Annotated in this window: 7 protein-coding genes; 3 read left to right on the top strand and 4 right to left on the bottom strand. The window is 36.0% G+C overall.

Annotated features, from left to right (window positions below):
• Positions 1-5: 5 nt before the first annotated feature.
• The 3 genes from Cop2CBH44_RS06295 to Cop2CBH44_RS06285 all read left to right on the top strand — a co-directional run bounded on the left by Cop2CBH44_RS06295 (position 6) and on the right by Cop2CBH44_RS06285 (position 5,317).
• Complete coding sequence (locus Cop2CBH44_RS06295; RefSeq protein WP_021931469.1) at positions 6-1,760, top strand: RagB/SusD family nutrient uptake outer membrane protein; 1,755 nt, start codon at positions 6-8, stop codon at positions 1,758-1,760.
• Between the two features lie 39 nt (positions 1,761-1,799).
• The gene (locus tag Cop2CBH44_RS06290; protein WP_021931470.1) at positions 1,800-2,666 is read left to right on the top strand and encodes a T9SS type A sorting domain-containing protein; all 867 of its coding nucleotides are present in this window, start codon (positions 1,800-1,802) and stop codon (positions 2,664-2,666) included.
• 86 nt (positions 2,667-2,752) lie between these two features.
• A complete protein-coding gene (locus tag Cop2CBH44_RS06285) occupies positions 2,753-5,317 on the top strand; it encodes a M6 family metalloprotease domain-containing protein (RefSeq protein ID WP_200755728.1) in 2,565 nt (854 codons plus the stop codon).
• A 100-nt stretch (positions 5,318-5,417) separates the two neighbouring features.
• Here the strand turns inward: Cop2CBH44_RS06285 and ubiE are convergent, their stop codons facing one another.
• From ubiE to Cop2CBH44_RS06265, 4 genes are all read right to left on the bottom strand, one after another.
• On the bottom strand, positions 5,418-6,158 hold the full coding sequence (ubiE, locus tag Cop2CBH44_RS06280) for a bifunctional demethylmenaquinone methyltransferase/2-methoxy-6-polyprenyl-1,4-benzoquinol methylase UbiE (RefSeq protein WP_021931472.1): 741 nt from the start codon (positions 6,156-6,158) through the stop codon (positions 5,418-5,420).
• A gap of 77 nt (positions 6,159-6,235) precedes the next feature.
• Entirely contained in the window at positions 6,236-7,186 is a 951-nt protein-coding gene (locus tag Cop2CBH44_RS06275; protein ID WP_021931473.1) for a phosphoribosylaminoimidazolesuccinocarboxamide synthase, read from the bottom strand.
• A 23-nt stretch (positions 7,187-7,209) separates the two neighbouring features.
• Positions 7,210-8,202, bottom strand: a complete 993-nt coding sequence (locus tag Cop2CBH44_RS06270; protein ID WP_200755727.1) for a PhoH family protein — start codon at positions 8,200-8,202, stop codon at positions 7,210-7,212.
• 257 nt (positions 8,203-8,459) lie between these two features.
• A complete protein-coding gene (locus tag Cop2CBH44_RS06265; RefSeq protein WP_200755726.1) occupies positions 8,460-10,664 on the bottom strand; it encodes a sodium-translocating pyrophosphatase in 2,205 nt (734 codons plus the stop codon).
• Positions 10,665-10,785: the final 121 nt, after the last annotated feature.

Raw genomic sequence — 10,785 nt, 5'->3', positions numbered from 1 at the left:
TAAAGATGAAATCTTATATAATACTAGTATTGGCTTTTGTTATTTTATTGACACAAAATTCATGTTTCAGAGAAGAGCCAAACAATAAGCTTTCTCAGGAGTCTATTTGGAAAAATGAATTATTACTTGATGAATATGTACTTCCTTGGTATAGGAATATGGACAATGGCTTTTCCACGTATGTAACGACAATTATGAAAGGTATTGGTCGAGAGTATGAACCTTGGTATGGAGATCAAATAACTGTAAGTCGTTCAGACTGGTATAGTGCCGATTATGGAGATATTTTGAAAAGCAATATGGAAGGAATTACAAGACGTGCAAGAACTCGATGGTCTACTTATTATACTCAAATACAGTCTATAAACTTATTGTTAGAGAATGAGAAAGAAATTGCGAATGGAGAACATAAAACAAGAGTGTTGGGGGAAGCCCATTTTTTTAGGGCTTATTATTATTATATGCTTCTTCGTAATTATGGTGGTCCATTATTGATTAAAAATACGTATGATCCGTTACGTGACAATAAGAAATTTCCTCGGGCGTCTTATGAAGAGACGGTAAATTATATTGTGTCAGAAGCTCGAATTGCTGCTGGATTATTACAACCAGCAGAAAATAGTGATGTTGGAAGAGCAAATAAAGGGGTTGCTTTGATGTTAATTGCAAAGACATATTTTTGGGCATCTGGAAGTAAATTTCAAAATCAAACCAAAGAATATTTAGGCTTTCCTGATGACCGATCTGATGCGATGATGACCGAGGCTGCAAAAGCCTATGATGAATTGATGAAATTGAATTATGGACTTGTACAGATTAATGCAACGACAAAAGATGAAATCGTATCCCAATATAGGAATATTTTTTTGACAAAGAACACTACTGAGTCTATTTGGGAAATTCAGCATTCGGATGATGGTAATTTTGATACAGGATTTGGGCATAAGTTAGATAGAGATGCTGCAGCTCCATCTTTTGGCGGAACTTATGCAGCTTATGTTCCTACTCAGAATCATGTAAATGAATATCGTACGATTACGGGGAAAACAATTACAGAAGCAGGTACGGATTATGACCCTGCAAATCCATATGAAAATCGAGATTATCGCTTTTATGCAAATATATTATATGATGGTTGTAGTTTTAAAAGTCATACGATGGATATTCACTATACTAAAGTTGATGGTACAGAGATTCCAGGGGAAGATTTGGTTAAGTATGGCTCGTCAACCACAGCTACATTTACAAAGACTGGTTATTATTTGGGAAAGTTTGTAAGAGAATCTCAGAAGATAGATAATGACGAAGTGTATGCAAGTAGCCAGAATTGTATTATTTGGCGTTATGCTGAAGTCTTGTTGGATTATGCTGAAATTGATTTTAAACAGGGACGGGTTGGCGATGCAAAGGAAAAATTGAATCAGATACGACGTCGGGTGCATATGCCAGAATATAATACTGTTACTTGGGATGATATTGTCAATGAACGTAGAGTGGAATTAGCTTTTGAAAAGTCAACGTATTGGGATTTTTTGCGTTGGGGAAACGCTGAAGAGAAGATGACAGGAACTACAAATCCATTGAAAGGTATAAAGATTGTAAAAGAAGAAGGTAAACCAACTACTTATACAGAAACAATTGTAAATGGAAAAAATACAAAGATGAGACTTTTCAGGGCTATACAATATTTTCAACCAATACCTTGGGATGAGATTAGATATCATGGAATTGAACAAAATCCAGATTGGAAAGAAATGTAAAATGATTCGATTAATAATAAATTTAAAAATTGATGTATTATGAAAAGATTATTACTAACAGTGACGTGTTTAGGATTATTGATGACTGTGCATGCACAGTATAATGTATTTGATGTGGCTGACGTTGATGAACAGGGATGGCTCTGGTTTGATAGTCAAGCAAAAATTGATAAGTATGTCGGATTGGAAGGCTCTGGCAAATTAATAGAAATGATTGCAGCCGAGTATGAGCCGTTTGAGGATGATGAGGCTTCTGCAGATTTTATAGGAGCAGGTACGGATGGTAATGAAGGAGGCCCTGAAGCTAAGAAGGGTGCTATAAAGTTAGTGAAAGGACAAAGTTCTGGTTCTTCTGATGGTGGAGGAATTTATATGAAAATATCGAACTGTGCTGAGTTTAGTTTATTTTTGTCTTCGGAAGGAAGAATAGCTCCAGGTGTATATCGAGGAGAATGGTCTGATATATTGGGCGATTTCGCTTTGGTTAGGGGGTATACGCCTACATCTTGGACTCAGTTAAGTAAGGCAGGTCAATATACATGGAACAATATTCAGGAGCTTTCCAATGCCAATACGGGTGCCACTATTGGTTCAGAAAGTGATGTTGCCGTTTATATTAAAAATCAGGGTACAAGTCCGTTATTTATTCATGGTATAAAATTGCTTTCTTCTAAGTTGTCGGGAATGGAAACTTCGACAGAGGATAAACATTTGGAAATTTTATTTGATGGTACAACTATACGACTGGAAGAGAAAGCAGAAATAAATGTTTATGATTCGAAAGGAGCACTTATATGCGCAGCAACAGCATCCGGACTTTCGACTCAGGGATTGGCTCAAGGGATGTATATTGTAAAAGCTCATAATGAAAAAGCTCAAAGTGTATTGAAAATTGTCGTACGATAAAATATAAATCTGGCACAGTTTTTATAAAACAATATAAAACTGTGCCAGATTTGTATTTATAGGGATTTCACGCTCAAAAAATAGATATGAAAAATCTTTTATTATTCATTTTATTCTTGTTTTTAGATAGTTTTCTAACCATGAAAGCTGTAGATAAGAATAAAGGTGATTTTAGCAATTTGGTAGTATTTTTACGTTTTGCAGATGAGGATGAAGAAGTATTTGAGAATACATTTTCTTATTATGAGAAAATGTTTAATAGTTCAGAAGTTGGTGCTAATTCTGTATATAATTATTTTAAAGAAGCATCATACAATCAACTTTTTTGGTCTAGCGTTTTTTATCCGAAGGCATCAGATAGTGGGCGTATAATCTCTTATCAAGCGAAAAATAATAGAGCGTATTATAGAAAATATTCCAGTATTAATCCGGAAGGCTATGTCGATGATGTGTTAGGTGTAAATAAGCTTACGAGAGAGCAAAATCTTGTAAAAGAACTTTCTGATGCATTAGCAGATATCGTTCCGCCTAATGAGATAATTGATGCGGATGATAATGGGATAGTCGATAATTTATGTATTATTGTGAGTGGTCGTTCAGAAATAGGTAATACTCATTTGTTGTGGCCTCATCGCTCAACTCTTTATACTAAGGATGGAATAATTCAAGGGAAAAAGGTAAATGAGTACATAATGCTTTTTGACGATGCGAATGGTTTTGGTTCTACGGTGACCCCTTTGAAGATAAATACGGGTGTTTTATGCCATGAAATGTCTCATACATTGGGAACTTATGATTTGTATCATGAGAATGTTCGTACAGATTTAAATCCTGTGGGAGTTTGGGACTTAATGTCTGATAATATGGAGGTTCCACAACATATGAGTGCATATACAAAATATAAATATTGTAAGTGGATTGACGAAATACCTCAAATTTCTGTTCCGGGAAAATATGTACTTAATCCAGTCGGTGGAACATCGAATGAAAATGTAGCATATAAAATACAGCCTACTGGTTCGGATGAATATTTTATTTTAGAATATCGAAGTAAGACTAATGGTACATTTGATAAAAATTTGCCGGGATCAGGATTGTTAATTTATAGAGTAAATCCGTATTATACTGGGAATAATGCTTATGATGGTAGTAGCAAGTACGATGAACTCTATCTTTTCAGACCGGGGGGAACGACAGTTACAGATGGTAAAATAGAAGAAGCATTTTTTAGCCGAGAAAGTGGGCGTACGGCTTTTGGTGGTGATGCCGAATATAAACCGTTCTATACTAATGGAGAGGAGGCCCGTTTTGCAATAGGTAATGTATCTTCTTGCGGAGAGACAATAGAGTTTGAGTTGTTTCCTCTTGCATCGCGTATTTATTTGCCTCAATCAAAGGTCTCTTTGCCAGGGAATGCAGATAAAACGACGCAAGTAACTTTGGAAGCTGATATTGCTTGGCAAATTCTTACGATACCTGATTGGCTTGATGTTTTTCCCAAACAGGGTAAAGCTGGAAAATCTGTGATTACGATTGTAACGAAAAGTGAGAATAGTACAATGGTTCCTCGGTCAGCGGAATTAAAAATAGAAGGAGTGTCTGCTCCTGATGTATATGCTATACTTTCTGTGATTCAAAATTCGGGAATGATACAGCCACCTTCTGAAGTAAAGGCAACTCTAAATGGAGCATCTGTAGAATTAGTTTGGAAGGCTCCGGTTTCTGGTGTGACTGTATTATATGAAGATTTTGAATTGGAGTCATCAATGGCGTACTGGGAAATAAAGAAAGATTCTCAAAATCCGGCAGGATGGGTAAGAACAGAATCGGATAAGTATACTGAAGTTTATAATGGGAGTTTTGCCATGCGTTTGAATAGCGATATGTCTGATATGCATCAAGATGAATGGTTTATTTCTCCTGTTTTTGCAAAAGGTGCAAAGTTGGTATTTTATTCTAAATCATTGGCTCCGCAGAAGAATAATTCTCATAATTTTTATTATGTGTTGGTGAGTTCTGATGGAGGAGAGAGTTGGAAAACTGTTTATGATCTTAAGACTCAAGGTACGGTAGTAAATAAGTATGAGAAAATAACTGTTGACTTAATACCATATATTTCAGATAATATGAAAGTTGCTTTTAGAGCATATGATGATAATAATGGAGGATTGGCGTATTGGTGGATTATTGATGGTGTGGAGGTATATCCGGAAGCTGATTCATATGTAATAACTGGATATGAAATTTTCCGCAATGGGATCAAGATCGGAACTTCAACAGAATGTATATTTACGGATAATATGCCTGTTGAGGGTGAGAATAAGTATACAGTTAAGGCTTTAGGAGATTTTGGAGAAACAGGGGAGTCTGAAGAATGTATTTTTAATTATTCAGTTTCTTCTATAAATAAAATTACAGATTCTTTTGCAAGTGTATATTATTCAATTCAATCACAACAGCTTAAAATAATGAATAAAAATGTACATAAGATTGAATTGCTGAATGCTGCAGGTGTTCCAGTGAAGAGGATTTTGGATGTGGCTAAAGATGGTAGTTTTTATATTGGAGATTTGACTTCTGGAGTATATTTTGTCCGACTTATTTTTGATAATGGAGAATTTGAAGTTACTAAAATAGCGAAATCGAATTAATCATCTTTTGGGCAGAGGGGTTCCGATATAAAAAATGAAGGAGCTCCTTTGTTTTTCATTGGAAAACGAAATCAATACATATTTTTTTCATTTTGAATATCTATTTCTCACCGATATAGATAGAACATACACCGAAAGTTAATTTTTTGTATTTGGTATTTTTGAATCCTGCGTCATGAAATACTTTTAGCATATTATTTCCTTGAGGAACACCTTTTATAGATTGGGGCAAGTAAGTATAAGCCTTTTTATCTTTAGATAAAAATCTTCCTAATATAGGAATAATGTAACCAGAATATAAATGATAAAATTGTCGAAAAGGAAATTTTTCAGGAGTAGATAGTTCGATAACTAATAATACGCCTCCGGGTCGTAAAACACGATACATTTCACTGAATCCTTTATCGAGATCTTCGAAGTTTCGTACGCCATATGCTACAGTTATAGCATCGAATTGTTCATTTTTGTAGGTAAGATGTAGGCAATCTTGATTTTCAAAAATGATATTCTCCCAAGACTTGAGATTAGTAGCTTTTTTTCGGGCTATTTGTAGCATACCTTCCGACAAATCAGCACCTGTTATTTTTTTAGGATTCAATACCTGATTCATAAGGAATACCAGATCTCCTGTACCGGTAGCAATATCTAATATTTGTTGAGGAGCATAATGCCGTAACATATTTACAGCAGTCTTGCGCCATCTCTTATCTATGCCCCAAGTCATTGTTCTATTGAGTAGGTCATAAGCCGGAGCAATAGAATCGAACATTTTTCGTACTTGTGTACTCTTTTTATCTTCTTTGTTATATGGAAGTATAGATTCTGCTTTGTATTTAGTCATTGTTTAATGATAAAAGAGGAGATTTAGTAAGCATATGGTTCAAAAAACTTTTTTGAACCATATGCTTGTTTTAAAGTTTATTTCCGGTTGTTTAGAAATTCAATTACGTTTTTTTCAATACGAGCAGCTAAATTGTCTGTGTCAGCTTTTATGAATTTTTCGCCGACAATATGTTCATACAATTCTATATATCGTTCTGCCACACTATTACAATATTCTTCAGTCATTTCTGGAATCTTTTGTCCTGTTTTTCCTTGGAATCCATTTTGGATAAGCCATTGACGTACAAATTCTTTGGATAATTGCCGTTGTTCCTCACCTTTGACAAATCTTTCTTCATAACCTTCAGCGTAGAAATAGCGGGAAGAATCTGGTGTGTGAATTTCATCAATTAAAATGATTTTACCATCTTTCTTACCGAATTCATACTTAGTGTCAACTAATATCAATCCTTTTTCTGCCGCTATTTCTGTCCCTCTCAGGAAAAGGGCTTGTGTATATTTTTCTAATTGTTCGTAATCGCTTTTTGATACCAATCCTTGGGCAATAATCTCTTCTTTGGAGATATTCTCATCATGGCCTTCGTCTGCCTTAGTCGTAGGTGTAATAATAGGAGTTGGAAATTTTTGATTTTCTTTCATACCTTCAGGCAATTGTATGCCACATAGGTTTCTTTCTCCTGATTTATAAGCACGCCAAGCACTACCAGTAAGATATCCACGAATGACCATTTCTACTTTGAAAGGTTCGCAACGAACACCAATTGTTACCATAGGGTCAGGAGTGGCAATCTTCCAATTTGGTACAATATCGGCTGTAGCGTCCAAAAATTTAGCTGCAATTTGGTTTAATACCTGACCTTTATAGGGAATTCCTTTGGGAAGAATTACATCAAAAGCAGAAATTCGGTCACTGGCTACCATCACGAGCAATTCATCGTTGATGTTATATACATCACGTACCTTTCCATGGTAGACTCCTTTTTGACCAGGGAAATTGAAGTCAGTTTTTACTAAAGCATTTTTCATTTCTGTAATACTTATATTATAAATTAGTTTGTTATATTATTGTTTTTTCCACTTATCTCTGCTGACTTGAGAGCCTTTTTCTTTTCATCGTATTTTTCATAAGCCTCTACAATTCTCTGTACTAATTTATGGCGGACAATGTCTTTTTTATTAAATTCTATTCGTCCTATACCAGGTACCCCTTTTAGAATTTGTAACGCTTGGATGAGTCCTGATGATTGTGAAACTGGCAGGTCGATTTGGGTCATATCTCCTGTTATTACCATTTTAGCATTCAGCCCTAATCTGGTTAGAAACATTTTTATCTGGTGAGGTGTGGTATTTTGAGCTTCGTCCAGAATAATTATTGCATCACTAAGGGTACGTCCACGCATAAATGCTAAGGGGGCTATTTGTATAACATTATTATCCATATATTCTTTAAGCTTTACCGTAGGTATCATATCTTGTAACGCGTCATAAAGGGGTTGCAAATAAGGATCTATTTTGTCTTTCATGTCTCCAGGCAGAAATCCTAATTTTTCTCCGGCTTCTACGGCAGGACGGCTTAAAATAATCTTTTTTACTTCCTTATTTTTTAATGCTCGTACAGCTAATGCTATAGCAACATAGGTTTTTCCTGAACCGGCTGGACCTAAAGCGAATACTAAATCATTGGATTCGAAAGCTTTTACCAGTTTTTGTTGATTTTCAGTACGAGCAACGATCGGTTTTCCATTTACACCGTGTATAATAAGATGGTCTTGCTTTATTTCTATTGGGGCATTACCTTTAATGATATCGGTTATGATTTCTTCATTTAATAAGTTATATTCAGTACAGTATTTTTCAAGCTCTTTTATCTTCTGTTCAAATATGGCTGTTTCGTTTTCGTCTCCGATAACTTTTAATACATGGCCACGTGCCATTAGTCTAAGTTTTGGAAAAAGTGTCTTGATAAGTTGCATGTTACAATTATTCACACCGTAAAATACAACAGGGTCGATGTTTTCTAAAATGATTACTCTTTCGATCATTTAGTATTTACTACTTTGTCTATTTTAATAAGATATTATATATCAGTAGGTTATATATGCATTTTATCCTATCTGTTTTACTCATGGCAAAGGTAATAAATATGCATCATATATTTTTTTTTATTGAATGAAAAGATGTAAATAAATTGGAATCTGTATTGTGGGCTTATTGTATTGAAGAATCAGCCATAGGATAATTATAATTATCCTATGGCTGATTCTTTTTGAAAGTTTTATTTTATAGTGATAGGGATATCTCAAAATAGGCTCCATGCAACAGTAAGTCCAGCCATAACAATAGCTACCATGCTCATTAGTTTGATAAGAATATTTAGGCTAGGACCGGAAGTATCCTTGAATGGGTCTCCTACTGTATCACCGACGACTGTAGCCCGATGCACTTCTCCACCTTTTCCTCCAAATTTACCTTCTTCCACATACTTTTTTGCATTGTCCCATGCACCGCCTGCATTTGCCATAAAAATAGCTAGTACAAAACCGGAAGCTAAGCCTCCAATCAAGAGGCCTATTACACCTGGAACTCCGAATATAAGCCCCGTGACAATGGGGGCTATTATAGCCAGAAGTGATGGAAATACCATTTCATGTTGAGCACCTTTGGTCGAAATGGCAACACATCTTTCATAGTCGGGTTCTGCTGTTCCAGAAAGGATACCTTTTATTTCTCGAAACTGTCGACGTACTTCTTCTACCATATGTGATGCAGCTCTTCCTACAGCATTCATAGTCAATCCACAAAATAGGAAGGCCATCATTGAGCCTATAAATATTCCAGAAAGTACTTTTGGATTCATGAGTGTAACGTCATAATAGTACATGAAGTCGGTGAATCCAGCTTGATGAATTTCAATTGTGGAACCATCGGCAAAGGTTAATACCGTTTCTCCGATTCTACTTAGTCCTATGCGTATTTCTTCAATATAAGAAGCTAGCAATGCTAACCCCGTAAGTGCTGCAGAACCGATAGCGAAGCCTTTTCCTGTAGCTGCAGTTGTATTGCCCAGAGAATCAAGAGCATCGGTTCGTTTACGTACTTCTTCTCCTAATCCACTCATCTCTGCGTTGCCACCAGCATTATCAGCTATAGGTCCATAAGCATCAGTAGCTAAAGTTATACCTAAAGTCGATAGCATACCTACGGCTGCAATTCCTATACCATATAATCCCATGGAGATGTTGGCAAAATCAAAACCAGAAGCAAACCAGTAGGAAAGAATAATACCTACGACAACTGATAATACAGGAATAGTTGTAGAAATCATACCTAAACCTATACCTGAAATAATAACGGTAGCGGGACCGGTTTGTCCGCTTTCTGCTAGCTTTTGAGTGGGTTTATAAGATTGAGACGTATAATATTCAGTAGAGCGTCCAATTACAATACCGACGAGTAAACCTATAACAACAGCACATGATATGTTGAACCAATTATTTAATTGTAGGGCCCAGAGAATAAGGAAAGTGAATATAACAATCAAGATTGAGCTCAAATTAGTTCCAAATGATAGTGATTTGAGCAGATCTTTCATACTGGCATCTTCTTTGGTGCGAACAGAAAAGATACCCAGAATAGAAAGTAGAATTCCGACTGCAGCTATTAGCATAGGTGCGATTACAGCTTTGAATTGCATATTTATATCGCTGGTAGTAATGAATGCAGCAGCACCAAGAGCCGATGTTGCGAGTATTGAGCCACAATATGATTCATATAAGTCGGCTCCCATTCCGGCAACATCACCTACATTGTCACCTACGTTATCGGCGATAGTAGCAGGATTACGAGGATCGTCTTCAGGTATCCCGGCTTCGACTTTACCTACAAGGTCGGCCCCGACATCCGCAGCTTTAGTATAAATTCCTCCACCGACACGAGCAAATAGGGCTTGAGTAGAGGCTCCCATACCAAAAGTTAACATTGTTGTTGTAATTACACATAGTTTTGCCGAAGGATTTAATATATCGGTCGGAATACAATAATCAAGCAGTAGGTACCAAAATGAAATGTCAAGAAGACCGAGCCCGACAACAACTAGACCCATTACGGCTCCGCTTCTGAATGCTATACGCAACCCTTTATTGAGTGAAGTTCGGGCTGCATTTGCAGTCCGAGCTGAAGCATAAGTGGCTGTTTTCATACCAAGGAAACCTGATAATCCGGAAAAGAAACCTCCGGTGAGAAAAGCTATAGGGACCCAAGAATTTTGTACTTGAAATCCATAAGCCATGATAGAGAAAAAAATAACAAGTCCTAAGAAAACAAGACCTACAACTTTGTATTGTTGCTTTAGGTAAGACATAGCTCCTTTTCGAACGTGCAAAGCAATTTTTTGCATAGCTTCTGTACCTTCACTTTCGTGCATCATTTGTTTGTAGAAATACCAAGCCAAGGCAAGTGCCACAAGGGAAGCGGTTGGAACTAACCAAAATAAATAGTTTTCCATACAGTGATATCAGATTAAATATTTATGGTTTTAAAAGTACCTATTTGAAATGTTAAATGCAACTTGAATAGAACAATTTTTTACTAAATAAGACTAAACTATTATAAGTTTGATGTAGGGA

Source organism: Coprobacter secundus subsp. similis, assembly GCF_015097275.1.
Classification (GTDB): Bacteria; Bacteroidota; Bacteroidia; order Bacteroidales; family Coprobacteraceae; genus Coprobacter; species Coprobacter secundus.
The sequence above is the reverse complement of the archived record's forward strand: the minus strand, read 5'-3'. Positions and strand labels throughout refer to the sequence as shown.

Excerpts from the sequence above, each read along its gene's own strand:
- Cop2CBH44_RS06265 (WP_200755726.1), bottom strand. The coding sequence starts at position 10,664 with ATGGAAAACTATTTATTTTGGTTAGTTCCAACCGCTTCCCTTGTGGCA.
- ubiE (WP_021931472.1), bottom strand. The coding sequence starts at position 6,158 with ATGACTAAATACAAAGCAGAATCTATACTTCCATATAACAAAGAAGAT.
- Cop2CBH44_RS06290 (WP_021931470.1), top strand. The coding sequence starts at position 1,800 with ATGAAAAGATTATTACTAACAGTGACGTGTTTAGGATTATTGATGACT.
- Cop2CBH44_RS06285 (WP_200755728.1), top strand. The coding sequence starts at position 2,753 with ATGAAAAATCTTTTATTATTCATTTTATTCTTGTTTTTAGATAGTTTT.
- Cop2CBH44_RS06275 (WP_021931473.1), bottom strand. The coding sequence starts at position 7,186 with ATGAAAAATGCTTTAGTAAAAACTGACTTCAATTTCCCTGGTCAAAAA.
- Cop2CBH44_RS06270 (WP_200755727.1), bottom strand. The coding sequence starts at position 8,202 with ATGATCGAAAGAGTAATCATTTTAGAAAACATCGACCCTGTTGTATTT.
- Cop2CBH44_RS06295 (WP_021931469.1), top strand. The coding sequence starts at position 6 with ATGAAATCTTATATAATACTAGTATTGGCTTTTGTTATTTTATTGACA.